Origin of the sequence: Aminobacter anthyllidis, from assembly GCF_018555685.1 — a bacterium.
Taxonomy (GTDB): domain Bacteria; phylum Pseudomonadota; class Alphaproteobacteria; order Rhizobiales; family Rhizobiaceae; genus Aminobacter; species Aminobacter anthyllidis.
On record NZ_JAFLWW010000002.1, the window covers coordinates 382722 to 409586 of the forward strand.

The 26865-nt window shown below is 62.1% G+C and carries 18 protein-coding genes and 1 tRNA gene; 8 read left to right on the top strand and 11 right to left on the bottom strand.

The features are described from left to right. Nucleotides 1-106: 106 nt before the first annotated feature. The 5 genes from betI to betB are packed head-to-tail and all read left to right on the top strand — an operon-like array spanning nt 107 to nt 6384. On the top strand, nt 107-697 hold the full coding sequence (gene betI, locus J1C56_RS07025; protein WP_214387353.1) for a transcriptional regulator BetI: 591 nt from the start codon (nt 107-109) through the stop codon (nt 695-697). After that, on the top strand, nt 694-2223 hold the full coding sequence (betC, locus tag J1C56_RS07030) for a choline-sulfatase (RefSeq protein WP_214387355.1): 1530 nt from the start codon (nt 694-696) through the stop codon (nt 2221-2223). Before betI ends, betC begins: the two co-directional genes overlap by 4 nt. Further along, on the top strand, nt 2223-3221 hold the full coding sequence (locus J1C56_RS07035; RefSeq protein ID WP_214387357.1) for a threonine/serine dehydratase family protein: 999 nt from the start codon (nt 2223-2225) through the stop codon (nt 3219-3221). Before betC ends, J1C56_RS07035 begins: the two co-directional genes overlap by 1 nt. Then, nucleotides 3214-4866, top strand: a complete 1653-nt coding sequence (betA, locus tag J1C56_RS07040) for a choline dehydrogenase (RefSeq protein ID WP_214387359.1) — start codon at nt 3214-3216, stop codon at nt 4864-4866. The genes J1C56_RS07035 and betA overlap by 8 nt, the downstream gene beginning before the upstream one ends. A gap of 54 nt (nt 4867-4920) precedes the next feature. Further along, nucleotides 4921-6384: a betaine-aldehyde dehydrogenase gene (betB, locus tag J1C56_RS07045; protein WP_214387361.1), complete on the top strand. Its 1464-nt coding sequence runs from the start codon at nt 4921-4923 to the stop codon at nt 6382-6384. Nucleotides 6385-6443: 59 nt separating this feature from the next. Here the strand turns inward: betB and J1C56_RS07050 are convergent, their stop codons facing one another. Together J1C56_RS07050 and J1C56_RS07055 are read right to left on the bottom strand one after the other, a co-directional pair. Continuing rightward, nucleotides 6444-8684 (bottom strand): mannose-1-phosphate guanylyltransferase/mannose-6-phosphate isomerase, encoded by a 2241-nt coding sequence (locus tag J1C56_RS07050; RefSeq protein WP_214387363.1) that lies wholly within the window; start codon nt 8682-8684, stop codon nt 6444-6446. A 10-nt stretch (nt 8685-8694) separates the two neighbouring features. Beyond that, nucleotides 8695-10215, bottom strand: coding sequence for a phosphomannomutase/phosphoglucomutase (locus J1C56_RS07055; protein WP_214387365.1), 1521 nt, complete (start codon nt 10213-10215; stop codon nt 8695-8697). Nucleotides 10216-10417: 202 nt separating this feature from the next. Between J1C56_RS07055 and J1C56_RS07060 the strand changes: the two genes are divergently transcribed. From J1C56_RS07060 to J1C56_RS07070, 3 genes are all read left to right on the top strand, one after another. After that, nucleotides 10418-10494: transfer RNA gene (locus J1C56_RS07060), tRNA-Pro, on the top strand. Nucleotides 10495-10894: 400 nt separating this feature from the next. Next, nucleotides 10895-11512, top strand: a complete 618-nt coding sequence (locus J1C56_RS07065; RefSeq protein ID WP_214387367.1) for a TadE/TadG family type IV pilus assembly protein — start codon at nt 10895-10897, stop codon at nt 11510-11512. 57 nt (nt 11513-11569) lie between these two features. Further along, a complete protein-coding gene (locus J1C56_RS07070; RefSeq protein ID WP_246591202.1) occupies nt 11570-13273 on the top strand; it encodes a pilus assembly protein TadG-related protein in 1704 nt (567 codons plus the stop codon). Between the two features lie 75 nt (nt 13274-13348). Here J1C56_RS07070 and J1C56_RS07075 read toward each other — a convergent pair whose 3' ends face one another. The 9 genes from J1C56_RS07075 to glgC all read right to left on the bottom strand — a co-directional run bounded on the left by J1C56_RS07075 (nt 13349) and on the right by glgC (nt 26858). Further along, the gene (locus J1C56_RS07075) at nt 13349-14965 is read right to left on the bottom strand and encodes an ABC transporter ATP-binding protein (RefSeq protein WP_214387372.1); all 1617 of its coding nucleotides are present in this window, start codon (nt 14963-14965) and stop codon (nt 13349-13351) included. 1 nt (nt 14966) lies between these two features. Then, the gene (locus J1C56_RS07080) at nt 14967-16085 is read right to left on the bottom strand and encodes an ABC transporter permease (protein ID WP_214387374.1); all 1119 of its coding nucleotides are present in this window, start codon (nt 16083-16085) and stop codon (nt 14967-14969) included. After that, a complete protein-coding gene (locus tag J1C56_RS07085; protein ID WP_214387376.1) occupies nt 16078-17001 on the bottom strand; it encodes an ABC transporter permease subunit in 924 nt (307 codons plus the stop codon). The genes J1C56_RS07080 and J1C56_RS07085 overlap by 8 nt, the downstream gene beginning before the upstream one ends. Nucleotides 17002-17071: 70 nt before the next feature. Continuing rightward, nucleotides 17072-18664, bottom strand: coding sequence for a peptide ABC transporter substrate-binding protein (locus J1C56_RS07090; RefSeq protein ID WP_214387378.1), 1593 nt, complete (start codon nt 18662-18664; stop codon nt 17072-17074). Nucleotides 18665-18853: 189 nt separating this feature from the next. Continuing rightward, entirely contained in the window at nt 18854-20491 is a 1638-nt protein-coding gene (gene bglA, locus J1C56_RS07095; RefSeq protein ID WP_214387380.1) for a beta-galactosidase BglA, read from the bottom strand. After that, nucleotides 20488-22518, bottom strand: coding sequence for a glycogen debranching protein GlgX (gene glgX / locus J1C56_RS07100; protein ID WP_214387382.1), 2031 nt, complete (start codon nt 22516-22518; stop codon nt 20488-20490). Before glgX ends, bglA begins: the two co-directional genes overlap by 4 nt. Continuing rightward, the gene (locus J1C56_RS07105; protein ID WP_214387384.1) at nt 22518-24146 is read right to left on the bottom strand and encodes an alpha-D-glucose phosphate-specific phosphoglucomutase; all 1629 of its coding nucleotides are present in this window, start codon (nt 24144-24146) and stop codon (nt 22518-22520) included. Before J1C56_RS07105 ends, glgX begins: the two co-directional genes overlap by 1 nt. Further along, nucleotides 24147-25592, bottom strand: coding sequence for a glycogen synthase GlgA (gene glgA / locus J1C56_RS07110; protein ID WP_214387386.1), 1446 nt, complete (start codon nt 25590-25592; stop codon nt 24147-24149). A 3-nt stretch (nt 25593-25595) separates the two neighbouring features. Then, entirely contained in the window at nt 25596-26858 is a 1263-nt protein-coding gene (gene glgC / locus J1C56_RS07115) for a glucose-1-phosphate adenylyltransferase (protein ID WP_214387388.1), read from the bottom strand. Between the last annotated feature and the right edge of the window lie 7 nt (nt 26859-26865).

The following is a 26865-nucleotide window of genomic DNA, read 5'->3' on the forward strand; positions in this document are numbered from 1 at the left end:
GGACAGTTTCAATGTCGTTCAACGTCGGAAATGGAGTATTACGCGGCGGAGTTTTTATTGATTGATGCGTCAATTAAAAATAGGCTGAGCCCTGGAGGTTGTTTGAATGCCCAAGGTCGGAATGGAGCCACTGCGCCGCAAGGCACTGATTGACGCGACGATCTCGGCGATCGGCGAGCGCGGCAGCCTTGATGTGACCATGTCGGAGATCGCGGGCCGTGCCGGCGTGTCGTCGGCGCTTGCCCATCATTACTTCGGCGCCAAAGACGACCTGCTCCAGGCAACCATGCGGTATCTGCTGACCGAACTGAACGCCGACTGCCGTGCAGCACTGACCGCCAGCACCACCCCACGCGCTCGCGTTTCGGCCGTAATCGCCGTCAACTTCTCCGACAAGCAGTTTCGCGCCGAGACGATCGCGGCATGGCTTGCTTTCTACGTCGAAGCCCAGAAGTCCCCGACCCTGCGCCGCCTGTTGCGGGTCTACGCCAGTCGCCTGCATTCCAATCTGATGAGCGGACTCTCGGCACTGCTATCGCGCCCGGAGGCGGAACGCGTAGCGGAAACCACAGCCGCACTGATCGATGGTCTCTACATTCGCCGGGCACTCAAGGACGGCATACCGGATGCGGCCACGGCTGCAGCGCTCATCGAAGATTATCTTGAAATCAAACTCACGCAGGCGAAGGCCGCATGACGTCATTTAGACCCAACATCCTCATCGTCATGGTCGACCAGCTGGCCGGAACGTTCTTCCCGGACGGTCCCGCCGACTTCCTGCACGCCCCGCATCTCAAGGCACTGGCAACGCGCTCGGCGCGCTTCAAGAACAATTACACCGCCTCACCTCTCTGCGCTCCGGGCCGCGCCGCTTTCATGAGCGGGCAATTGCCGTCGCGCACCGGGGTCTACGACAACGCCGCCGAGTTCACGTCGTCGGTTCCGACCTTTGCGCATCACCTGCGCGCCGCCGGCTACCACACCGTACTGTCGGGCAAGATGCACTTCGTCGGCCCCGACCAGATGCATGGCTTCGAGGAGAGGCTGACGACTGACATCTACCCGGCCGATTTCGGCTGGACACCGGACTATCGCAAGCCCGGCGAACGCATCGACTGGTGGTACCACAATCTCGGCTCGGTCACCGGCGCGGGCACTGCCGAGATCAGCAACCAGATGGAGTATGACGACGAGGTCGCCTTCCTCGCGACCCAGAAGCTCTACGACTTTGCCCGCGTTTCCGATCAGGCCGAACGTCGTCCCTGGTGCCTCACCGTCTCCTTCACCCATCCGCACGACCCCTATGTCGCGCGACGCCAGTATTGGGACCTCTACGAGGACTGCCCAGCGCTTGATCCCGAGGTCGGCTTCATCTCTGAGGACAAGCAGGACCCGCACTCGCAGCGTCTCTACCTCGCCAGCGACTACGCGAGCTTCGACATCACGCCGGAACAAGTGCGCCGCTCGCGTCGCGGCTACTTCGCCAACATCTCCTACATCGACGACAAGGTCGGCGAACTGCTCTCGGTACTCGAGCGCACGCGCATGCTCGACGACACCGTGATACTGTTCTGCTCAGACCACGGCGACATGCTCGGCGAGCGCGGCCTGTGGTTCAAGATGTGCTTCTACGAGGGTTCGGCGCGCGTCCCGCTGATGGTCGCCGGCAAGGGATTGCCCGCCGGTTTGATCGAAGCCCCGACCTCCAATCTCGATGTCCTTCCGACGCTGTGCGATCTCGCCGGCATCGACCTTGCGGCCATCATGCCGTGGACCGACGGGCAGTCGCTCGTCCCGCTGATCAACGGCGAACAGCGCACTGCCCCGGTGCTCATGGAATACGCCGCCGAAGGCTCCTACGCACCGCTGGTCGCCATCCGCGACGGCCGTTTCAAGTTCGCCCACTGCGAGATCGACCCGCCGCAACTGTTTGACCTGGAATCGGATCCTCAGGAGCTCCGCAACCTCGCCGCGGACCCTGCTAACGCCGACCTCGTGGCCGGCTTCATGGCCAGGGTCCATGCCCGCTGGGACATGGCAGCCTTCGACGCCGCAGTGCGCGAGAGCCAGGCGCGCCGTTGGGTAATCTACCCTGCCCTGCGCAACGGCGCCTATTACCCGTGGGATTTCCAGCCGCTGCAAAAGGCGTCCGAGCGCTACATGCGCAACCACATGGACCTCAATGTGCTCGAAGAGAGCAAACGTTTCCCGAGAGGCGAATAATGAGCACGACCGTTCCGAGCCTGGACAGACTGCGCCAGGCCTATGCAGAGACGTCGCAAGCGACACAGCTCACGCCGCTGCTCGAATCCGCGGTACTCGCCAGCGAGACCGGCGCGGCACGCGTCTTCGTCAAGGCCGAGTCGCTGCAGTGGTCGGGCTCATTCAAGGCGCGTGGCGCCTACTGGCGGCTGAAGCAGCTCACGCCTGACGAAGCGAAGCGCGGCGTGGTCGCCTTCTCCTCCGGCAACTTCGCGCAAGGGCTTGCCGCGGCCGGCCAATCGCTCGGCGTTCCCGTCACCATCGTCATGCCCATGGATACGCCCGCAGCCAAGCGCGAGGCGACCAAGGCCTATGGCGCGCGCGTGGTCCTGACCGACCATGGCGACCGCGCCCGCGAAGAGGTCGCCGCCGCCAAGGCACGCGAAATCTCCGAGACCGAAGGGCTCGTCCTGCTGCACCCATTCGACGATCCCGAGATCGTCGCTGGCCAGGCCGGCGCCGGTCTAGAAGCGCTCGACCAGCTGGCGGCCAAGGGTGTGGTAGCCGACATCGTGCTCTGCCCCGTCGGTGGCGGAGGGCTCATCGGCGGCGTATCGCTGGCTTTCCATCATCTCTCGCCGTCGACGCAGGTCTTCGCCGTGGAGCCTGAAGGTTTCAACGGCCTGGGCGCCTCGCTTGCCAAGGGCGCGGTCTCTGCCGTGCCGCTGGCGGAGAAGTCGATCTGCGACGGTCTCATGGCGCGCCGCCCAGGCGAGGCCCCTTTCGCTGCCGTCACGACAACCAATGTTCGCGCGCTGACCGTCGACGACGCAGCCGTCCGCCGCGCGATGACCGTCGCCTTCGAGCGCCTGAAGCTGGTGCTCGAACCATCCGGCGCATCGTCACTAGCAGCCCTTCTGGGAGGAAAGGTCGACGTGGCAGGCAAGACCGTGCTCGTCGTCGCAACCGGCGGCAACGTCTCGCTCGCCGATTTCATGGTTCACGTGAACAATGCTTGAAGCAGATTTTGTAATCGTTGGCTCCGGCTCCGCCGGCTCGGCCATGGCCTACCGCCTTTCGGAGGACGGCAAGCACTCCGTCATCGTCATCGAGTATGGCGGCACCGATTTCGGCCCGCTGATCCAGATGCCGTCGGCGCTGTCGATCCCGCTCAACATGAGCCGCTACGACTGGGGCTATGCCAGCGAGCCCGAGCCGCATCTCGGTGGCCGCGTGCTGGCCACCCCGCGCGGAAAAGTGCTCGGCGGCTCGTCCTCGATCAACGGCATGGTCTATGTCAGGGGCCACGCCCACGACTTCGACCACTGGGCCGAACAGGGCGCCAACGGCTGGGGCTATGCCGACGTGCTGCCCTACTTCAAGCGCATGGAGCATTCGAACGGCGGTGAGGATGGCTGGCGCGGCACTTCGGGTCCGCTCAACGTCCAGCGCGGCCCGCGCAAGAATCCGCTCTACCAGGCCTTCGTCGACGCCGGCCGGCAAGCTGGGTTCGAACTGACCGACGACTACAATGGCTCCAAGCAGGAAGGTTTTGGCGCCATGGAGCAGACTATCCATGGCGGCCGGCGCTGGTCGGTAGCCAACGCCTATCTGCGCCCAGCTCTCAAGCGCGGAAATGTCCGTGTCGTCAATGGCTTCGCGCGGCGCGTGGTGATCGAGAATCAACGCGCGATCGGTGTCGAGATCGAAGCTCGCAAGAAGATTCAGGTCGTTAAGGCACGACGTGAGGTGATCATCGCTGCGTCCTCGATCAATTCGCCGAAACTGCTGATGCTCTCGGGCATCGGACCCGCCGAGCACCTGAAGAAGCATGGCATATCAGTCGTGGCCGACCGGCGCGGCGTCGGCCAGAATCTCCAGGACCACATGGAACTCTACATCCAGCAGGAGGCGACCCAGCCGATCACCCTGCACTCGGTCTTCAACCCGTTCTCCAAGGCGCTGATAGGCGCCGAGTGGCTGTTCTTCAAGACCGGCCTCGGCGCCACCAACCATTTCGAAGCGGCGGCATTCGTGCGCTCCAAAGCCGGCGTCGACTATCCCGACATCCAGTTCCATTTCCTGCCGGCAGCCGTACGCTACGACGGCAAGGCAGCCGCCAAGTCGCACGGTTTCCAGGCCCATGTCGGACCGATGCGGTCGAAATCGCGCGGTGCGATCACCCTGCGGTCGAGCGATCCCTGGGCCAAGCCTGAGATCCGCTTCAACTACATGTCCCATCCCGACGACTGGGAGGACTTCCGCCACTGCATCCGCCTCACCCGCGAGATTTTCGCGCAACAGGCCTTCGATCCGTTCCGCGGCCAAGAGATTTCTCCTGGCTCCCAGGTTCAGACTGACGACCAACTCGACGCCTTCATCCGCGAACATTCGGAGAGCGCCTACCATCCCTGCGGGACCTGCCGCATGGGCCGCGCCGACGACCCGACAAGTGTTGTCGATCCGGAGTGCCGAGTGATCGGTGTCGAAGGCCTGCGCGTCGCCGACTCCTCGATCTTCCCGCGCGTGACCAACGGCAACCTCAACGGTCCATCGATCATGACCGGCGAAAAGGCCGCCGACCACATCCTCGGCCGGACGCCGCTTGCACCGTCGAACCAGGAGCCGTGGATCAATCCGCGCTGGCAGGTCTCCGACAGATAGAGCATCATCCGGCCAAATCGCCCGGATCATCGAAAATACAACTGGAGCAAACGCATGCGCGCCCAGCCCAAAGCCTCGCATTATGTCAACGGCCGCTACATCGACGACGAGCGTGGGGCATCGATCCCGGTCATCTATCCGGCAACCGGCGAAGCGATCGCCTCACTGCACTCGGCCACGGCCAACATCGTCGAGCTGGCCGTCGAGGCCGCACGCGAAGCCCAGCCGGCCTGGGCGCGGCTGAAGCCGGTCGAGCGCGGCCGCATTCTCCGCCGCGCCTCAGACATCCTGCGCGCCCGCAATGAGGAACTGTCGCGACTGGAGACGCTGGACACCGGCAAGGCGATCCAGGAAACGCTGGTCGCCGACGCGGCCTCCGCCGCCGACTGCCTCGAATTCTTCGCCGGCGCGATCGCTGCCTTCAACGGCGACTATGTCGATCTCGGCGGCCCCTTCGCTTACACCAGGCGTGAGGCGCTCGGCGTCTGCGTCGGCATCGGCGCCTGGAACTATCCCATCCAGATCGCCGGCTGGAAGTCGGCCCCCGCGCTCGCCATGGGCAACGCCATGGTGTTCAAACCCTCCGAAAATACGCCGCTATCGGCGCTGGCGCTGGCCGAAGTGTATACCGAAGCCGGCCTGCCCGACGGGCTGTTCAACGTCGTCCAGGGTTATGGCGACGTCGGCGCTGCCCTTGCCTCGCATCCGGTCGTCGACAAGATCTCGCTCACCGGCTCGGTGCCGACTGGCAAGAAGGTGCTGGCGCTCGCCGGCTCGCACATGAAGCACGCGACGATGGAACTCGGCGGCAAGTCGCCGATCATCGTCTTCGACGACGCCGACCTCGAAAACGCAGTCGGTGGTGCCATGCTCGGCAATTTCTACTCGACCGGGCAGGTCTGCTCCAACGGCACCCGCGTGTTTGTCCAGAAGGGCCTGCACGACCGCTTCGTAGAGCGTCTGGTCGAACGTACCAAGTCGATCCGCATCGGCGACCCGCTCGACCCTGAAACGCAAATGGGCCCGCTGGTCAGCAAGGCCCAGCACGACAAGGTTCTTGACTATATCGCCGTCGGCCAACGCGAGGGCGCCGAGCTCCGCTGCGGTGGCGGCACGCCGTCGCTGCAAGGTTTCGAGGGTGGCAACTTCGTCGAGCCGACCGTGTTCACTGGCGTCACTGACAACATGCGCATCGCCCGCGAGGAGATCTTCGGCCCCGTCATGAGCGTGCTGTCCTTCGACAGCGAGGACGAGGTGATCGCGCGCGCCAACGACACCGAGTTCGGCCTCGCCGCCGGCGTCTTCACCAAGGACATCATGCGCGGCCACCGCGTCATCGGTGAACTCAAGGCTGGAACCTGCTGGATCAACGCCTACAATCTGACGCCTGTCGAAATCCCTTTCGGCGGCGCCGGGCAGTCGGGCATTGGCCGCGAGAACTCGCTTGCCGCCCTTTCGCACTACTCGCAGCTCAAGACGGTCTATGTCGAGACCGGCGACGTCGCGAGCCCGTACTGATCGGCATCGTCTGGAAAGCAAAAGCCGGCCAATTGGCCGGCTTTTTTGTTGGTTCGAAGTTAGTGCGCGACGTCCTCGGTCTTGTCGAGATACTGCGTCAGTGCCGTCACCAGGTGGTAGAAGATGCTGGCCGGCACTTCCTTGGCCAGCGAGCGGCCGCGCTCGTCGATCTGGTCGATCCACAGGCCCTGCGGCGCCGGGTCGATGTGCCAGCGGAACAGGCGGCCGACACGCGCTTCGATCTCCGGCTTGAGGTCAGGACCACCGGTGCCGTCGAGCGCCACGGCCGCCTTGATTGCTTCTGTCTGCGGCCAGCTGCGTGAAATATTGTCGAGCGGCAGGCCCTGCCTCGACACCGCCCCGTAGGCGAGCCCCGTCGCACGGTTGAGGCCGTTCGCCACCGCCGAGGCATAGAGCTTGCGCCCGAAGGCAACCAGATCCTTCTGGCCGCTCTTGTCGGCGAAGTCGACCAGCAAGGAAGCCCACTCGAAGTGATGGCCGGGCTCGGTCCACTGGCCTTTTTCGCCGGCGGCGGGATGCCAGTCGCGATCGAAGAATTCGCCCAGCGTCCAGCTGTCGACCTCGAAGAAGTGGCTGCGGAACAGATCGATGATGCGGGCGGCCCGGCGCAGATAGGCGCGGTCGCCTGTCACAGCATGCCAGGCGAGGAACGCCTCGAGCAGGTGCATATGCGGGTTCGAGCGGCGCACGCCTTCGCCATCCGGGCTTTCCATGAAGCCGGTCATGCGCTCGTCCTCGAGGTGCTTGTCGAGGAAGGCAAAAGTTTCGGTGGCCAGCCCCAGCGCCTCGGCGTTGCCCGAACGATGGGCATGGGCCAGTGCCAGCAGCACGCAAGCGTGGTCGTAGGCGTCCTCGATCGGATCCAGGACACTGCCGTCCGGGTTGAGCGTACGCACCCAGCCGCCGCGGTCGGTACGCCCCTTGTCGGCCATGAAACGAATACCGTGGTCGATCAGTTGGTCGGCATTGCCGTCCCAGCCACGTTGCTTGGCCACCGCGAAAGCATAGACTTGGCGCGCCATGGTGCGCATGCGTTTCGGCTTGGCCAGCGGCCTTGCATCGAAGCCCAGTGCCTCGTAGAAGCCGCCAAACTGCTCGTCGACGCCGACAGTTGACCACAGCGGCAGCGTCTCTTCCATCAGCCAATGCTGCACGCGTCGGCGCCAGGCGCCGTTGGCGATCACGCGACCATGCGCCGGCGTGAATTTGGTCTCGAGGCGACCGCTTTTTTCGAGCTGCTCGACGATCCTCTTGACGTTCTGGCTGTGGCTGACCGGCGCAACAAAAGTCGCGTCGGAGGTCGAGACGATGGCTACATCCTTGAGACCGATGGCCGAAAGCAGCCGCCCCTCGCCGCGCAGATAGGAGTTCTCGCAGTCGATGGCGACAACGTCGCCGACAATGACATTGCCGTTCTTGTCGGAGGGGCTGACGTCGAGCAGCGACTGCCAGGAACCAAGGTCGTTCCAGCGGAAGCTCGCCGGTACCATGGCAATGCCGCTGGTGCGTTCCATGATGGCGTAATCGATCGAGTTGGACGGAATATCCTGATATGCCTCCAGTGGCATGTAGACGCCCGAGAGATCGCTGGTCGCGGCCTTGAATGCCGTTTCCGCTTTCTGCCAGATCTCAGGCTGATGCTTGAGGAAGGCATCGCGCATTGCGCTCGCCTTGAACAGAAAGATGCCGGCGTTCCAGAAGAAATTGCCTGCCGCGAGGTACGCTTCGGCGGTCGCCAGGTCCGGCTTTTCGACAAAACGGGTGACGTCGGCCACGTCGCCGCTTTCGCCACCAACTTCGATGTAGCCGTAGCCGGTCTCAGGCGTCGCCGGCTTGATGCCGAACACGACAAGGCGTCCGGCATTGGCCGCAGGCACGCCGCGCTCGACAGTATCCCAGAACTGTCGTTGCGTTGAAATCTCGTGGTCCGAAGGCACCACCAGCACGACACCGTCGCCATAGGTCTTGATCGTCTGCAACGCGGCGATTGCCACGGCTGCGGCCGTATTGCGGCCCGTCGGCTCGAAAATCGCGCCGCCGCCGGCAAGATCGATCGCCGCCAGATCGGCGCGAACGCGCGCCGCATGGCGCTCAGAGGCGATCAGATAGATCGGGGTCTCGCCGTCGTCGCGCGCGGCAAGCCGCTTCAGCGTCTTGACCAGCATCGAGCCGTCGCCCGACAGGTCATGGAACTGCTTGGGGTTGTCTTCGCGCGACAGCGGCCACAGCCGCGACCCCACGCCGCCGCTCATGACAAAACTGACGATCCTGCCGGCCATGCCCGCTCCCTCAAAAGGTCTGGTTGTAGGCGCCGACAGACGGATTGCGCCGCAAAACCGCATCGACGCCTTCGAACATCTCTCGGCGGCGCTCCGAAGATACCGGGCTTTCGACCACCACGACCAGTTCCGGCTTGTTGGACGATGCCCGTACCAACCCCCAGGTTCCATCCTCGGCAACGACGCGTACGCCATTGACGGTCACCAGGTCGACGATCTTCTGGCCGGCGAAAGTCTCGCCGTTGCGCTTCATCGTCTCGAAATCGGCGACGACCTTGTCGACGACGCCATATTTCAGCTCGTCGTCGCAATGCGGCGACATGGTCGGCGTGCCATAGGTCAGCGGCAGATCGCGGTAGAGGTCGGCCATCGACTTGCTAGGGCTGCGGTCGAGCATCTGGCACACGGCGATTGCCGTGACGATGCCATCGTCGTAACCGCGACCGATCGGCGGGTTGAAGAAAAAATGCCCTGACTTTTCGAATCCGGCGATGGCGCCGAGTTCGGCGACGCGGCGCTTGAGATAGGAGTGCCCGGTCTTCCAGTAATCCGTCTTGGCGCCATTGTCGGCCAACACCTTGTCGGTGTTGAACAGGCCGGTGGACTTCACGTCTACGACGAAGGTTGAGTTGGGATAGAGCGCCGAGATGTCGCGCGCGAGCATGACGCCGACCTTGTCGGCAAAGATCTCGTTACCCTCATTGTCGACCACCCCGCAGCGGTCGCCGTCGCCGTCGAAGCCAAGGCCAACATCCGCGCCGGTTTCCAGCACCTTGTCGCGGATGGCATGCAGCATCTTCATGTCCTCCGGGTTCGGATTGTAGCGTGGGAAGGTATGGTCGAGCTCGACATCGAGCGGGATGACCTCACAGCCGATGCGCTCAAGCGCTTCGGGAGCAAAGGCACCCGCTGTGCCGTTGCCACAGGCGGCGACCACCTTCAGCTTGCGGGTGATACGCTTGCCGGCAACAAGGTCATCGATATAGGTCTTGCGGAAATCCGGCACGAATTCGTAGGTGCCGCCGCCGATCAGCTCGAAGTCGCCATCGAGCACGATCTCCTTGAGCGCCGACATCTCGTCAGGCCCGAAGGTCAGCGGCCGCTGTGCGCCCATCTTCACGCCGGTCCAGCCATTTTCATTATGCGAGGCCGTCACCATGGCGACCGACGGTGTGTCGAGCGCGAACTGGGCAAAGTAGGCCATCGGCGACAGCGCAAGCCCGATATCCTTGACGCGCGCGCCAGCCGCCAGAAGACCCGACACCAGCGCCAGCTTGATCGACATCGAGTAGGAACGGAAATCGTGGCCGACAACGATGTCGGGTCCAGCGCCTAGACGCCGGATCAACGTACCGATGCCCATGCCGAGCGCCTGGACACCGATCAGATTGAGTTCCGGCTCCTTGGTCGAGCTTGGATGACCAAACCACCAGCGCGCATCGTATTCGCGAAAACCGGTCGGCTTGACCAGTGCGCGCGTCTCGAATTCGAACGTATTGGGAGATGCTTGGGCGACCGGCTTGAAATTCACGACTGCACTCCTGCGCCATGGCTGCGCATAGATTCTATTTCGGCATCGAATACCGCAAGATCGGGGCACTGTCCCCTCCCGCCACGGCAGCATAAAGGCTTAAAAGCGCAATAAGATTACTCACTTGCGAAAAATTGCGCCAGTCGAACCTTTGGCGCTTGCAGGAACCAGAAGCGGCGGCTATAAGCCCGCCCACTGGTCACGGAGTGTAGCGCAGCCTGGTAGCGCACATCGTTCGGGACGATGGGGTCGCAGGTTCGAATCCTGCCACTCCGACCAGAAAAATCCCGAAATCTCAATTCTTTAGGCTTAGCGATAGGTGCCGACCTTTGCGCGAGCTGCGCGGCAGCCAGTCAGACGTCGGCGTTCATCTCAAGCAACGTCTTGCCATGAGCGTTACAAGCACGCCTGGCGACAATCGAGAGTTGCGTTGTTCTTGTCTCCCTAAACATACAACTTTTCACTACAGTCGAATTCTAACAATAAACGACAAATCTCATACATATCGCTGAACATTTTAAGCTGATTTTAGCACGCGAATTGAGCCTTTCTTGGTCATTCGCCACATCGAAGCAGCATATTAGCAAATCGATAATCTTCTGAGGTCACTCTGACGTTGATCTTGTTCATCTCTGACCAGAGGGACAAAAGATCTTGGCAGACGCCAAACAGGTGGCATATGATTGAGCATAAATACTTTGCATGCAAACAATATTTCCACGGACTTTCGGCCCTTGCGGCGAGCAAGAACCCAGGAGTTTGGCGCGCATCGCGCCACCGCCACAAACTGGCTGCAGACGGGTCCGAGTCATTTACAGAACGGATCGGCTTCCTAGGCAGATGGGTTAGAAGCCTACTGCTCCGTGTGCGCCCACCTGATACCGGCCGCTTCCTTCACTCAAAATCCGGCACGTCGGCAATAGAATTTGCAATTGTCGCACCGGTCTTCATCCTTCTCGTCTTTGGGATGATTGCTTACGGCATTTACTTTGGCGCCCTGCATTCCGTCCAGCAGATGGCAGCCGACGCAGCCCGAACCGCCATCGGCGGGCTCAACGAGACTGAGCGCAAGACGCTCGCTCAGAGATACATCGATCTCAACGCTGACGGCTACGTTCTCATCGACAAGTCAAAACTGACAGTCGACGTCAAAGACAATGTCAATGACAGCGAACAGTTCGTTGTTTCGTTGAGCTACGACGCTCGCCAGCTTCCAATCTGGAATCTGCTTCCGATGCTGCCGATGCCGGAACAGACGATTAAACGCAGTTCGACAATTCGGGTGGGGGGCATCTGAATGTTAACAACAATTCTCCGCAGACTGGCTGAGTTCCGCGGCTCGCGAAAAGGCAACATGGCAACCATGTTTGCCCTGTCATTGCCGATCGGCCTGGCCGCGGCGGCCCTGGCGGTCGACGAAGGTTCGCTTTATGTCGAGCGCCGCGAGGCGCAATCGGTCACGGACCTCGCCGCGATCTATGCCGCCGCCAACATCGCCAAGGCCGATGCCGCCGTATTGAAGGTGTTCACCAACAATCGACAGAAGAATGTTGTCCTGGTGGGCGATGCCAACGCCCAATCGATGACTGCCGGCTACCAGCGGGTACTTGTCGAAAAGGGGCGCTATGCGGCCGACCCAACAGTCGCAGCCTCCACGCGCTTTGTCGTCGGCGCGACGCCGCCCAACGCCGTGCGTGTCACCTATTCGAAGGACGGCACGACCTATTTTGCCAACGCGCTGATGGGCGATCGGAAGATCGTCACGACCGCAGTCGCCACGGCACCTGCCGAAGCTGCATTCTCCGTCGGCTCCAGGCTTGCCAGCCTCAATGGTGGCCTGCTCAACAGTGTGCTCGGCGGTTTGTTGGGCACGACCCTTTCGCTCAACGTGATGGACTACAATGCGCTGCTCGGCGTCGACGTCAACGCGCTACAGTTCATCGACGCCCTGAAGACCGAACTGAACCTGACGGCTGGCACTTACAGCGAGGTTCTGCAGGCTGAGGCAACTGTCGGGCAGATATTGTCGGCCCTCGCCACGGTGACGAAAGACAGGGATGCCGACATCGCCCTCGCCAAGCTTTTGGGAGCCCATATTCCAGGCTCACTCAAGGTGCCACTGGCGAACTACATTGATCTCGGAGCAATCGGCAAACTCTCGACTGGCCGTGGGGCCGCGGGACTGGACGCCAATGTCGGCATCATGGAGCTGTTGGGAGCCGCGGCCGCGATCGCCAACGGCAAGAACCAGGTCGCTGTCGACCTTGGCGCCGGTGTGCCTGGGCTCGTTAGCGTCAAGCTGAACGTCGCCATCGGCGAACCGCCACAGGGGTATAGCTGGTTTGCGGTAGGTGAGCCGGGCAAGATCGTGCGCACAGCGCAGACCAGGCTACAACTCGTCGTCACTGTCGGCGGCTCCGGCGGGCTGGTCGACAGCGTGCTGGGTGGATCGGTCCGCGTGCCGCTCTATGTCGAACTGGCATATGCCGAAGCCCAGCTCAAAAGCGTCTCCTGCCCCACAGGCAAGCCGGCAAGCGCGATCGTGACGGTTGCTGCCCAGCCTGGGGTCGCGGAAATCTGGCTTGGCGATATCAACCCGGCTGAACTCAAGGTCTTCACCAAGCGACCGGTGGTACAGCCCGCACAGCTCGTGAAGCTCAACCCGGTCGGCCTTAACGTCCTCACTGTTGACGTGAAGGGTGCCGCCAATGTCCGGATCGGCAACATGACGCCGACGACCCTCACTTTCAACAAGAGCGACATTGACACCCGCAAAATCAAGTCGGTGTCGACCCGCAACCTGACGCAGTCCCTGACCGCCTCATTGCTGAGTGGACTGACGCTCGACATCGAGCTCAAGGTGTTGGGCCTCGGCCTGGGGCTGTTCGTGCCAACCGACGCAGCGGTCAAATCCGCCATCGTTGGGCTGCTGTCTGGGGTCACGGCGCCCATCGACGACCTGCTGTACAACGTTCTTTCGCTTGTGGGCGTGAAGGTCGGCGAAGCCGATGTCCGGGTCCACGGCGTAAACTGCGGCCGTTCGGTTCTCGTCCTCTGAAAGCGAACTCGCCCGGAGAAGTCGATCTCCGGGCGAGTTCATTATTTCAGCAAGCTGTAGCCGAGGTAGACACCGTCATGCAGACAGGCGGAACTTCGTCTCGTCGATAGCTGCCGCCATCAAGGTCTTGGTATAGGCTTCGCGCGGGGCACCGAAAATCTCTTCGGTCGGCCCCTCCTCGACGATCTTTCCCTGCTTCATCACGATGATGTAGTCCGACATGGCGCGCACTACTGCCAGATCGTGGCTGATGAACAGGTAGGAAAGATCGTGGTCAGCCTGCAGCTTGCGCAACAGCTCGACGATCTGCTTTTGCACCGACCGGTCGAGCGCCGAGGTCGGCTCATCAAGCACGACGACCTTGGGCTTGAGGATCATCGCACGCGCGATCGCGATACGCTGGCGCTGGCCGCCGGAGAACTCGTGCGGATAGCGGTTGCGCGTATCAGGCGAGAGGCCAACTTCGAGCAGTGCTTCCACCGCACGCTTGTCGCGTTCCTTGGACGACAGCGAAGGCTCGTGCACGAGCAGGCCCTCCGTGATGATCTGGCCCACCGTCATGCGCGGCGACAGCGAACCGAACGGATCCTGGAAGACCAGCTGAAGCTCCCGGCGCAGCGGACGCATTTCGGCGCGGTCGGCCTTTGACAGATCCTTGTCGCCGAAGCGGATCATGCCCTGGCTAGGCAGAAGCCTGAGCAAGGCACGGCCCAGCGTCGACTTGCCCGATCCGGACTCGCCAACGATGCCGATCGTCTGGCATTGCTTGAGCGTCACCGAAATGCGGTCGACCGCACGCAGCAGCATTGGCGGACCAGAAAGGAAGCCGCCACCGATCTTGAACTCGACCTCGACATTGCGCCCTTCCAGCAGGATCGGCGCGGTGTCGGCAGGTGCTGACTTGCGACCGGTCGGCTCGGCTGCCAACAGCATCTTGGTGTAGTCGTGCTGTGGATTGGCGAACAGTTCGTCGGCCTTGCCCTCCTCGACGACCTCGCCGTAGCGCATGACATAGACACGGTCGGCAAAGCGCCGCACGATGCCGAGGTCATGGGTGATGAAGACAATCGCCATGCCGAGCTTGCGCTGCAGTTCGGCAAGCAGCATCAGGATCTGCGCCTGGATCGTCACATCGAGCGCTGTCGTGGGCTCATCGGCAATCAGGATGTCGGGATCGTTGGCAAGGGCCATGGCGATCATCACGCGCTGACGCTGGCCACCCGACATTTCGTGCGGATATGACTTCAGGCGGCGCTCGGGGTCGGGAATCTTGACCAGTTCGAGCAGCCTGAGCGCTTCGGCGCGCGCCTCCGCACCACTCAACCCACGATGCTTGCGGATCGGTTCCATCAGCTGGTTGCCGATGGTGTAGAGCGGGTCGAGCGACGTCATCGGCTCCTGGAAGATCATGCTGATCTTGCGGCCGCGGACCTTGTTGAGCTCCGATTTGCCGAGTGTCAGCAGGTTCTTGCCACGATAGTCGACAACGCCTGTTGCCTCGCCGTTGGAGGCCAGCAGGCTCATCGCCGCCATCATCGTCTGGCTCTTGCCGGAGCCGGACTCGCCAACCACGGCTACCGTCTCGCCGGCGTCGACGTGAAGGTTGATGCCCTTCACGGCTTCCACAACGCCGTCGAGCGTGCGGAAGCGAACGCGCAGGTCCTTGACCGAAAGGATTGTTTCTCCAGCCATCTCACCTGTCCTTCGGATCGAGAGCGTCACGCAGGCCGTCGCCGATGAAATTCAGCGCGAACAGCGTCGAGACCAGGAAGAAGGCCGGGAACAACAGCAGCCAGTTGGCCGTGCCGATGTTCTTGGCTCCGACGGAAATGAGCACACCCCAGCTCGTCATCGGCTCCTGCACGCCGAGCCCCAGGAAAGAAAGGAAGCTCTCCAGGATGATGACCTGCGGCACCAGCAAGGTCATATAGATGACCACCGGCCCCAGCAGGTTAGGGATGACGTGGCGCTGCACGATGCCACGCGACCTGACGCCGAGTGCTTCCGCCGCCTGCACATACTCCTGCCGACGGATCGACAATGCCTGGCCACGCACGATGCGCGCCATGTCGAGCCACAGCACCGCTCCCACAGCTAAGAACATCAGCACGAAGTTTCGCCCGAAGAACACGACCAGCATGATGACGAAGAAGATGAAGGGAAGTGAATAGAGCACGTCGACGATGCGCATCATCACCTCGTCGGTCTTGCCCCCCATGAAGCCAGCAGTGGCGCCGTAGACGACACCAATGACCACGGCGACAATGCCGGCCAGAAGGCCGATCGCCAGCGAGATGCGGCCAGCCATCAGCGTTCGGGACAGCAGGTCGCGGCCGGTATTGTCCGTACCAAAGAGGAAGTACTTCTGCTTGATCGTGGCACTCATGACAGCCGTCAGCCCGTCGGCGGATGTGCTCTCAAGCTTGCCGTTGTCAAACGTATCGGAACGGTCGAGATAGCGGATGTTGCGTTCGTCCAGCGGTTTGGCCGACGTCACGGTGATGAACACCCGTTCGCCTTCCTGGCGCCATTCCTTGACGTCGACACGCATCCGTTTGACAGCGTCGGTCATGGCGGTTTCGATCATCTCCGGCTTTGGATAGGCCGAGAGACTTGGCGGTGTCCTGACGTAGTCGGCATAGATCGTCGTGTATTGATGCGGCACGAAGAACGGCCCGATGATACAGACGGTCGCCATCGCAATCAGGTAAAACAGGCTGAACATGGCAGCCTTGTTGGCCTTGAGGCGTGCCCAGGCATCGCCCCAAAGCGATCGCCCGACGACAGGCGCGGTAATGGCTGTGTCAGTCATAGCGCACCCTCGGATCGAAGAAGGCATAGAGAATATCGACGATCAGGTTGAAGGCGATCGTAAACATCGCGATCACCACCACAGTGCCCATCACCAGCGTGTAGTCACGGTTCAAAGCCGCATCGACGAAGTACCGACCGATGCCGGGAATGGCGAAAATGGTCTCGACGATGATCGAACCGGTGAGCAGAGCGGCGGCAGCAGGACCCGAGTACGACACGATGGGCAGGACAGCGCCTCTCAGCGCATGCTTGACCACCACCGACCAGTCGGACAGGCCCAGGGCCCGCGCCGTGCGGATATGGTTGGAGCGCAGCGACTCGATCATCGACCCGCGCATCAGCCGCGCCACGATGGCGATCTGCGGCAATGAAAGCGTCAGGATCGGACCGATCTTGTTGATCCATGCGCCGTCTCCCCAGCCACCTATCGGCAGCAGCTTCCAGGTCAGGCCAAAAAGCAGCTGGATGACAGGGGCGATGACGAAGGTCGGGATCGTGCTGCCCGCGGTGGCAAGCGCGATCACCGAATAATCGCCAAGCTTGTTCTGGTTGAGGGCCGCAACGATGCCAAGTACCGTTCCGACGGCAAGCGCCAGAACAAGCGCCGACAGGCCAAGCTGAACAGAGATCGGCAGGCCGTTGGCGAACAGCTCGGTGACGGTGAAGTCGGGCAGGTTGTAGCTGGGCCCGAAGTTACCGTGCAGCAGGTTATTGAGATAGTTGACGTATTGAAGCCAGATCGGATCGTTAAGACCGAATTGCGCTTCGAGGTTGGCCTTGATCTCGGGACTGAGACCACGCTCCTGATTGAATGGGCCGCCTGGGGCGACGCGGATCAGGAAAAAGGCCAGCGTGACGATGACGAACATCGTCGGTATGGCGGTCAGAAGCCGCCGGAATACATAAAGAAACATAGCTACCACGCCTTCGCAGGTTAGCCGGGACCGTCGCCCCCGTTTTCAGGGGGCGACGGAAGAGCCGGGACTAGTCCTTGCTGACGAAGCGCGAAGGATGAACGTCCATGACGTTCTCGTCGAAGCCCTTGATCTTGGGCGAAACGAGGTTCTTGTAGCTGTAGTAGAGCAGCGGGATCTGGCCGACGTCATCGATCAGGATGCGTTCCGCGGCAGCCATTTCCTTCAGGCGTTCTTCCGGCTTGCCACCAGCGGCAGCTGCCTTGTTCATCGCCTCTTCAAACTTCGGGCTATCGTAGTTCGAGTAGTTGTTGCCCGAGGCCTTGCGTGAGATGCCGAGGAAGCTTTCCGGATCCTTGTAGTCCGCGATCCAGCCAGCACGAGCGACGTCAAAGTCACCCTTCTGCTCTAGATGACCGTAGTGGGTCTTGGTGTCGGTGTTGAGCAGGGTCACCTCAATGCCGAGCGGCTTGAGCTGTTCCTGGATCGCGACCGCCGTATTCTTGTGGTTCTCCGACGTGTTGTAGCGGATCTCCATCTTCAGCGGCTTGTCAGGACCGTAGCCGAGCTTCTCAAGGACCTTCTTGGCTTCATCCTCGCGGTCGATCTGCGACTTGTCGGCGAAGGTCGCCAGTGCCGAAGTGTAGCCCTCGATACCGGGCGGGACCATCGAGTAACCGGGGATCATCGAGTTCTGCCAGACCTTCTCGGCCAGGAAGTCGCGATCGATTGCCATCGACACTGCATTGCGCAGCTCGACATTGTCCCACGGGGCCTTGTCCGTCTTGATCGCGTAGTAGTAGGTGCCCAGATAGGCGCCGATACGCAGCTGATCGCCGAACTTGGCTTTCAGGTCAGCCATCTGCTCGGTCGGGATATCGTCGTTGGAGTCGAGTTCGCCGGCCTCGAAGCGCTTGATGGCGGTCGAGCGGTCTTCCGTGGGGAAGTAGTTGACGGCGTCGAGCTTCACATTGGCGGCGTCATGGAACTTGGGGTTCTTGACGAGCTTGATGTGATCGTTCGGGACGAATTCTGCGAGCGTGAACGCGCCGTTTGAAACCAGGTTGCCCGCCTTGATCCAGTCAGCGCCGAGCTTGTCGATCGCTGCCTTGTTCACCGGGTAGGTCGACTGGTGCGTCAGCATTTCAAGGAAGTACGGGGTCGGTGCCTTGAGGGTCACTTCGAAGGTGTTGGCATCGATGGCCTTGACGCCGAGTTCCTCGGGCTTGGCCTTGCCGGTGTTCACTTCTTCGCCGTTCTTCACGACATAAAGCATCGAGGCATATTCGGCGCCGGTGGCCGGATCCTCAAGGCGACGGAAGGAGTAGACGAAGTCTTCGGCGGTAACCGGGCTGCCGTCCGACCAGGTAGCGCCCTGGCGAAGCTTGAAGGTGTAGACAGTGCCGTCATCCGAAACGGTCCAGCTCTCGGCTGCACCGGGAATGATTTCGGCATCCTTGTCCTGCATCACAAGACCCTCGAACAGGTCACGCAGGATGTGAGCTTCGTAGACGGTCGATGTCTTGTGCGGATCAAGCGATTCCGGATCGGCCGAATTGCCGCGATTAAAGACGACCTCCGCAAAAGCCGGAACGGACAACGCTCCAGTAGACAGCGCAAGCGTCGTAGCGAACACTGTCGCTTTCAGCATGTTCTTCAGCATGTTTTCCTTCTCCCAAATAGGCGTGTTCCCCGTAAACACGGCCTCGCCTGGTTAGCGCCCGAATGCCGGATTTTTCCGGTTTCGTTGAGCGAGCCGGCGGCTCCCTACCGCCAGCGGTGGCTGACACTAGACACGACAATTTTTATTTTCAACACGACTCGTGCTCACCTAAAGTCAACTTGAGCGAGTTCAAACAAAGCGCCCGATAAAGTAATCGAGCGGGGCCAAGGTGATACGGTCTTTTTCGACTTCACCTAACGCTCCGGGAAACTGTAGCGGGCTCACGCCGCCAAGCCTTGCCGGAACCGGCCATGAGGCATTTTTCTCGGAAAAGTTGAAGACGCACAGCAGCCGTTCGTCCCCCACCTCACGCACGAAAGCGAGCACGTCGCCCTCTGTATCCAGCAGGGAAATCGAGCCGTGGATAAGTACCGGAAGCATCCTGCGGGCCTCAAGCACTGCCCTGTAACGACACAGAACTGATTCCGCATCGTGCTGCTGGCGGTCGACGGCCAGGGCACGATGGGCGGCCGGAATCGGCAACCACGGCTTGCCGTCCGAAAAGCCGCCCTGTTCGGCCTGCGCCTCCCAGACCATTGGCGTGCGACACCCGTCGCGACCCTTGAAGCCTGGCCAGAAGCGGATGCCATAGGGATCGCGCAGGTCTTCGAAAGCGAGTTCGGCCTCTTCCAAGCCAAGCTCCTCACCCTGGTAGATGCAGATCGAGCCGCGCAGGCAAGCAAGCAATGCAACCGAGAACTTCGCCACGGCCTCCGGATCGCCGCCAAGCCTCGTCCAGCGTGTGACGTGGCGGATCACGTCGTGGTTGGAAAAAGCCCAGCAGACCCATCCGTCCGTCACCGCCGCTTCGAAATCGGCAATGCACTTGTGGACATGAGCGGCAGAGAATTTCGGGCCGAGCAGGTCGAACGTGTAGCACATGTGCAGCTTGTCGCCGCCCGACGTGTATGCCGCCACTGTCTGCAGCGATCGCTCGCCGTCTCCGACCTCGCCCACGGAACTGCGATTGCCATATTCGTCGAGCAGCGCGCGAAAACGCTCGAGGAAGGCGATGTTTTCCGGCCGCGTCTTGTCGAACAGGTGGTCCTGGTACTCGTAAGGGTTAGGTTCCTCGTTCTTGCCCGCAATGCTCTTCGGCAGAGGCGGGTTGTCGCGCAGCCACTTGTCGTGGACGTAGAAATTCACCGTATCGAGCCTGAAGCCGTCGACGCCGCGATCGAGCCAGAAACGCACCGTTTCCAGCAGTGCGTCCTGCACTTCCGGATTGTGGAAATTGAGGTCAGGCTGCGAGGCGAGGAAGTTGTGCTGGTAATACTGCTTGCGCGTCGAATCCCATTCCCAGCCCGGACCGCCGAAGATCGACAGCCAGTTGTTCGGAGCCGTGCCGTCAGGCTTTGGCTGCGCCCAGACATACCAGTCGGCCTTGGGATTATCGCGGCTGGCCCGGCTTTCGACAAACCATGGATGTTTGTCGGAGGAATGCGACAGCACCTGGTCGATGATGATCTTCAGCCCGAGCCGATGGGCCTCTGATATCATGCTGTCAAAGTCTCCCATCGTGCCAAACATCGGATCGACAGCGCAATAATCTGACACGTCGTAGCCCATGTCGGCCATTGGCGACTTGAAGAAGGGCGACAGCCAGACGGCATCGACACCCAGCGAAGCGATGTGCGGTAAACGCCTGGTAATGCCGGCAAGGTCACCGCTGCCGTCGCCGGTGCTGTCCTGGAACGAGCGGGGATAGACCTGATAGATGACGCACCCGCGCCACCAGTCGGCGCCAGGCCTGGCTTGCTGGGTCATGGCTGATCTCCCTGGCTGTCGGCCGCAGGCCGTTCGATCGCAAATGCAACACTGCGCGCCGGCACGACGAAGCGCCCGCCGCTCGGCTTAGGTTCGCTCATCGCCGAAAGCCAATCGAAGGCCTTGCGCGCCGGCAGGGCGAAATTCGTTTCGCGCCGAGTGCCATTGATCATGACAGCGAGCCGGCCACCGGCGACGTCGCCGTTTCCAAGCAGCATCGCCAGCCGGTGGCGGTCGGGTTCATGCCAGTTGGCGTCGCCCATCGGGCGACCAGCCTCGGTCAGCCATTCGACGTCGAGCACCTGCGAGCCATCCACGGTCGCGCCTCGAAGGAAATCCAGTTGCGCCAGCGCAGGCACCTCTCGCCTCAGCCTGCCAAGGGCTGCCACAAAGTCCTCCAGCGCGACGTCGCGGTGGGCCCAGTCGAGCCAGGTCAGTTCGTTGTCCTGGGCGTAGGCATTGTTGTTGCCGCGCTGGGTCCGGCCAAACTCGTCGCCCGCTGTCAGCATGATGGCGCCGCGCGAAGCAAACAGCGTTGCCAGCAAGGCACGTATGTCGCGATCGCGCTCGGCGGCGATTTCACGATCGCCGCTCTCGCCCTCGACGCCGTTGTTCCAGGAAAAATTCTCGTTGTGGCCGTCGTGGTTGTGCTCGCCATTGGCCTCGTTGTGCTTGCGCTCGTAGCGGACGATGTCGGCCAGCGTCATGCCGTCATGCGCGGCAACGAAGTTCACGGTTCGCGTTTGCGTGCCGCTACCAAAGGTGTCCGACGACCCAGCAAGGCGTGTCGCCAGGGCACCAACCATGCCGCGATCGCCGCGCCAAAACCGCCTGACGTCGTCGCGATAGCGGTCGTTCCACTCCAGGAATTTCTGGGGAAAGCCACCCAGCCGATAGCCATTGTGGCCGATGTCCCATGGCTCTGCGATGAGTATCCGGTCGCTTATGATCGCATCGGCCCTCATCGCCTGAAGCAGCGGCGCATCGGCGGTGAACTCCCCTCCAACCCGTCCCAGCACCGGAGCTAAATCAAAGCGGAAACCATCAACGCCGCCGTGAACGACGAAGTGCCTGAGGCTATCGAGGATCAGTTTTCCCGCCACGGGGTGATCACAGGCGAGCGTGTTGCCGGTTCCGGTGTCGTTGGCATATCGACCGGGGTCCGCGATGGCCTCGCGATAATAGGCTCGATTGTCGAGACCGCGCAGCGACAGGGTCGGTCCGAGTTCATCACTTTCGGCGGTGTGATTGAAAACCAGATCGAGGATGACGCCAATGCCGGCGGCATGCAGCGCAGCCGTCGTTTCGCGCAGGTCGGCCATGCCACCAGGCGCCAGGCGCGGGTCGAGCGCCATGAAGGTCACCGGATTGTAGCCCCAGGCATTGGTGAGACCCAGGCGCGGCAAATGGCGCTCATCCATGGTCGCCGTCACCGGCATCAACTCGACCGCCGACACCCCGAGCTTCAACAGATGTTCGATGACAGCGGGTTCGGCCAGAGCCCTGAGCGTGCCGCGAAGCTTCTTTGGAACGCCCGGATGCGCCATCGAAAAGGCCCGCACCGGAACTTCGTAGATCAGCCCGCTTGGTCGGAAAATCGGCGCCGCGGGTGGCACGACCTGAAGCGTGGTCGCCACCGCTTTCGGCATCAGTTGGGCCGTATCGCGGCCCTGCCCGCGTGGCGCAGCCAACCGGCCATCGTACCGATAGGCACGGTCGATGCTGGCGGCATATGGATCTACCAGCAGCTTGTCTGGATCAAACCAGAGGCCCTCGTTCGGCGCCCATCGCCCATCGGCGCGGAAGCCGTAGCGGGTACCCTCGCCAAGCCCCGGAACCGACAGCGCGAAAACCCCCTCGCTCTCGCGCTGAAGCTCCAGCCGATCTGTTTCGGCCCTGCTGTCCGCGCCGAAGATCGACACCCACATGCGTTCAGCGGCACCGGACCAGGCGGCAAAGCGGATGCCGCTCTCGGTAACGGTCGCGCCGAACCGCGGCCGATATTCAGCCGCTGCGCCCATTGGCATCAGGTGATGACGCTCGGCCTGTCGCGGCCGGTATGGCTCCGGATGCCGGCAATGTCGTCGGCGGCCAGGATCAGATCGGCAAGCGCTGCCTGCGTGTCCTGTCCGTGCCGTGACGGATCGGGTTCGTAGCGTTCGATATAGACGCGCAGCGTCGCGCCTGAGGTCCCAGTGCCCGAAAGGCGGAAGACAACGCGCGAGCCACCCTCGAACAGCACGCGGATGCCCTGGTTCTTGCTCACCGAGCCATCGACCGGGTCGTTGTAGGCGAAGTCGTCGGCACTCACGATCTTCATACCCTGCACGCTGGTTCCCGGCAGGGACGCCAGCTTGCCGCGCAGCTCATCGACCAGCGCATTGGCCTTGTCGGTTTCGACCTCTTCGTAATCGTGGCGCGAATAGTAGTTCTGGCCGTAGGTCGCCCAATGCTTGGCAACGATGTCCTTGGCGCTCTCGCCGCGCACGGCAAGAATGTTGAGCCACAGCAGCACGGCCCACAACCCATCCTTCTCACGGACATGGTCGGAACCGGTGCCGGCGCTTTCCTCGCCGCAGATCGTCGCCATGCCCGCGTCGAGCAGGTTGCCGAAGAACTTCCAGCCGGTCGGCGTCTCGTAGATGCTGATGCCCAGTTTCTCGGCGACACGATCGGCCGCACCGCTCGTCGGCATCGAACGCGCAATGCCCTTGAGCCCTGACTTGTAGCCCGGCGCGAGATGGGCGTTGGCCGCCAGCATCGCCAGCGAATCCGACGGCGTGATGAAGATGCCGCGGCCGATGACCAGGTTGCGGTCGCCGTCACCGTCGGAAGCAGCACCAAAGTCCGGGGCGTTCGGTCCCATCATCTCGTCATAGAGATGCTTGGCATGGACCAGGTTCGGGTCCGGATGGTGGCCGCCGAAATCCTCGAGCGGCACGAAATTGCGCGCCGTTCCTTCTGCAGCACCGAGCCGGCGCTCCAGGATTTCCTTGGCATAAGGCCCGGTCACCGCGTGCATGGCGTCGAAGCGCATGCGGAAGCCCGACTTGAACAGCGCGCGTAGCGCATCAAAATCGAACAGCGTTTCCATTAAGGCGGCGTAATCGGCCACGGGATCGACGATCTCCACCTTGATCCCGCCGACTTCGAACGTGCCGGTGCGGTCGAGATCGACCTGACCGACATCGGCGATCTTGTAGCTTGAGATCGTCTTGCTGCGGGCGTAGATCGCGTCGGTCATCTTCTCCGGAGCGGGACCGCCGTTTTCGGCATTGTACTTGATGCCGAAATCCTCATGCGGACCACCGGGATTGTGGCTGGCCGACAGGATAAGCCCGCCGAAGGCCTTGCGCTTGCGAATCAGGTTTGATGCCGCCGGGGTCGACAGGATGCCACCCTGCCCGACCACGACGCGGCCGAAACCGTTTGCCACCGCCATGGCGATGACCTTCTGGATCACCTCGCGATTGTAGAAGCGGCCATCGCCGCCGACCACCAGCGTCTTGCCGGCGAAGCCTTCAAGCGAATCGAACACCGACTGGATGAAGTTCTCGGCATAGTTCGGCTGCTGGAAGACCGGCACCTTCTTGCGCAGGCCTGAAGTGCCCGGCTTCTGGTCGTCATAAGGCGTGGTGGAGACGGTACGAATCATTCAGGCATCCCTTTTTGAGAGAAGCATGCGGTAAAGTGCGGCATATTTCTGGGCGCTTCGATCCCAGGAGACATCCGATTTCATGCCCTGCCGCTGCAGCGAGGTCCAGCCGGCCGGATCGGCATAGAGCGCGTTGGCGCGAAGGATGGCATGGTGGAACGCGCCGGCATCTTCCGGCGTGAACTGGAAGCCGGTAGCGACACCGGCCGCGACCGCTGCCTCGTTGGCGTCGATGACCGTATCAGCAAGTCCGCCGGTGCGGGCAACGATTGGCACGCAGCCATAACGCAGCCCATAGAGCTGGGTCAGTCCGCAGGGCTCAAACCGCGACGGGATCAAAATGCCGTCGGCGCCGCCCTGCAGCAGGTGCGACAGCCCCTCGTCATAACCGATGACGACGCCAACGCGGCCGCGATGGCGGTTCGCCGCGGCCAGCAGCGCACCTTCCAGTCCGGCATCGCCCGATCCCAGGATCGCCAGACGTGCGCCGGAGGCGACAACCGGATCGATGATCGACGCCAGGATGTCGATGCCCTTTTGCCAGGTCAGGCGGCTGACCACGCAATAGATCGGGCCGTCGTCGCGATCGAGCGTCATGCGCTCTTCGATAGCCCGCTTGTTGGCTTTGCGGCCCTTCAGGTTCTTTGCCGTGTAGGTCGCGGCGAGATGCTTGTCGGTCTCGGGGTTCCAGATATCGTCGTCGATGCCGTTGACGATGCCGTGCAGTTCGCCTGCGCGCAGGTTGATCAGCCCGTCGAGTCCCATGCCGAAGGCCGGCGACCTGATCTCCTGGGCATAGGTCGGGCTCACCGTGGTGATCGCCCATGCGGCTTGCAGCCCGGCCTTGAGAAAACCGACGCCGCCGTAATACTCGATGCCATCAAGCGCCATCGCCTGCTGCGGCAGTCCCAGCCCGGCAAAGATGCTGGAAGCAAACTGGCCCTGGAATGCCAGATTGTGGACGGTCATCACCGACGGGACATTCGCCGCCTCGCCGTAGCGCATGTAGGCGAGCGTCATTGCCGATTGCCAATCATGCGCATGGACTATGTCGGGCTTGTAGTCCTTGAGCGCCCCGGCGGCGATATCGGCACCGACTCTACCCAACGCCGCAAAGCGCCGCCAGTTGTCCTGCCAGTCAGCACCCGTGGCGTCGCCATAGGGACCGCCCGGCCGGTCGAACAGATGCGGCGCGTCGAGCACCAGCATGTCGAGGCCGCCGATCTCGGCGGCATGGAGCGCAGCCTTGCCGCCCTGCAGGACCGCGTATTGATGAAGCGCTTTCTTTTTCTTCAGCGCGCCCATCACGACAGGATAACCCGGCACCAGGCTGCGCGTCCTGACGCCGAGCCCGTTCAGTGCCTCCGGCAGAGCGCCGGTCACGTCGGCAAGCCCGCCGGTCTTGATCAGCGGGAAAATCTCGGGCGTGACCGAAAGCACCTGCACCAGTTACAACTCCAGCCTGTTGATCATGTCCTGGGTGATCAGGCAGATGCCTTTCTCCGAGACGCGGAAACGCTTGGCGTCCAGCACCGGATCCTCACCGACGACCAGTCCCTCGGGTATCTGCACACCATGGTCGATGACAACTCTCTTGAGCTGCGCGTTGCGACCGACGTGGCATGCCGGCAGCATCACCACATCCTCGAGCGTCGAGTAGGAATTGATGCGTGCGCCGGTGAAGATCAGGCTGCGCTTGAGCGAGGCACCCGAGACGATGCAGTCGCCTGAAACGAGGGAGGAAACAGCCGAACCGCGACGGCCGTCCTCGTCGTGGACAAATTTCGCCGGCGGCGTCAGCTCGGAATAGGTCCAGATCGGCCAGTCGCGGTCATAGAGGTCGAGTTCGGGCGTGATATCGGTCAGGTCGATGTTAGCTTCCCAATAGGCGTCGACGGTACCAACGTCGCGCCAGTAGGCTTCGCCTTCCGTGCTGGCGCGAACGCAGGATTTGGCGAAGCGGTGGGCAACGGCTTTGCCGTGCTGGACGATGTAGGGAATGATGTCCTTGCCGAAGTCGCGGCTCGAATCCGGCTCGGCGGCGTCACGGCGCAGCTGTTCCATCAAGAACTTGGTCTTGAAGACATAGATACCCATCGAGGCGAGCGCAAAATCGGGCTTGTCGGGAATGCCTGGCGGATCTGCCGGCTTTTCGATGAAGGAAATGATGTTGTCCTTCTTGTCGACATGCATCACGCCGAAACCGACCGCTTCCATGCGCGGCACCTCGAGGCAGCCGACGGTGACGTCGGCACCGGCGTCGACGTGCTGGCGCAGCATCAGCTCGTAGTCCATCTTGTAGATGTGGTCGCCAGCCAGGATGACCATGTATTCGGGGCCGTAGGCCTCGATGATGTCGATGTTCTGGTAGACAGCGTCGGCGGTGCCTTCATACCACTGCGTCTCCGAGACGCGCTGGCTCGCCGGCAGGATGTCGAAACTCTCGTTTCGCTCCGGCCTGAGGAAGTTCCAGCCGCGCTGCAGATGGCGGATCAGCGAGTGCGCCTTGTACTGGGTGGCGACGCCGAGGCGGCGGATGCCCGAGTTCAGCGCGTTGGATAGCGCAAAATCGATGATGCGCGTCTTGCCGCCGAAATAGACCGCCGGCTTGGCGCGCCGGTCGGTCAGTTCCTTGAGCCGGCTGCCGCGCCCGCCCGCCAGCACATAGGCCATTGCATCGCGCGCCAGCGGCTGGTTTCTCTTGATTTCCATGGCACCC

Excerpts from the sequence above, each read along its gene's own strand:
- J1C56_RS07105 (WP_214387384.1), bottom strand. The coding sequence starts at position 24,146 with ATGATTCGTACCGTCTCCACCACGCCTTATGACGACCAGAAGCCGGGC.
- J1C56_RS07090 (WP_214387378.1), bottom strand. The coding sequence starts at position 18,664 with ATGCTGAAGAACATGCTGAAAGCGACAGTGTTCGCTACGACGCTTGCG.
- J1C56_RS07065 (WP_214387367.1), top strand. The coding sequence starts at position 10,895 with ATGATTGAGCATAAATACTTTGCATGCAAACAATATTTCCACGGACTT.
- bglA (WP_214387380.1), bottom strand. The coding sequence starts at position 20,491 with ATGACCCAGCAAGCCAGGCCTGGCGCCGACTGGTGGCGCGGGTGCGTC.
- betI (WP_214387353.1), top strand. The coding sequence starts at position 107 with ATGCCCAAGGTCGGAATGGAGCCACTGCGCCGCAAGGCACTGATTGAC.
- J1C56_RS07070 (WP_246591202.1), top strand. The coding sequence starts at position 11,570 with ATGGCAACCATGTTTGCCCTGTCATTGCCGATCGGCCTGGCCGCGGCG.
- betA (WP_214387359.1), top strand. The coding sequence starts at position 3,214 with ATGCTTGAAGCAGATTTTGTAATCGTTGGCTCCGGCTCCGCCGGCTCG.
- betC (WP_214387355.1), top strand. The coding sequence starts at position 694 with ATGACGTCATTTAGACCCAACATCCTCATCGTCATGGTCGACCAGCTG.
- glgC (WP_214387388.1), bottom strand. The coding sequence starts at position 26,858 with ATGGAAATCAAGAGAAACCAGCCGCTGGCGCGCGATGCAATGGCCTAT.
- J1C56_RS07080 (WP_214387374.1), bottom strand. The coding sequence starts at position 16,085 with ATGACTGACACAGCCATTACCGCGCCTGTCGTCGGGCGATCGCTTTGG.
- glgX (WP_214387382.1), bottom strand. The coding sequence starts at position 22,518 with ATGCCAATGGGCGCAGCGGCTGAATATCGGCCGCGGTTCGGCGCGACC.
- J1C56_RS07035 (WP_214387357.1), top strand. The coding sequence starts at position 2,223 with ATGAGCACGACCGTTCCGAGCCTGGACAGACTGCGCCAGGCCTATGCA.
- J1C56_RS07050 (WP_214387363.1), bottom strand. The coding sequence starts at position 8,684 with ATGGCCGGCAGGATCGTCAGTTTTGTCATGAGCGGCGGCGTGGGGTCG.
- J1C56_RS07085 (WP_214387376.1), bottom strand. The coding sequence starts at position 17,001 with ATGTTTCTTTATGTATTCCGGCGGCTTCTGACCGCCATACCGACGATG.
- J1C56_RS07075 (WP_214387372.1), bottom strand. The coding sequence starts at position 14,965 with ATGGCTGGAGAAACAATCCTTTCGGTCAAGGACCTGCGCGTTCGCTTC.
- betB (WP_214387361.1), top strand. The coding sequence starts at position 4,921 with ATGCGCGCCCAGCCCAAAGCCTCGCATTATGTCAACGGCCGCTACATC.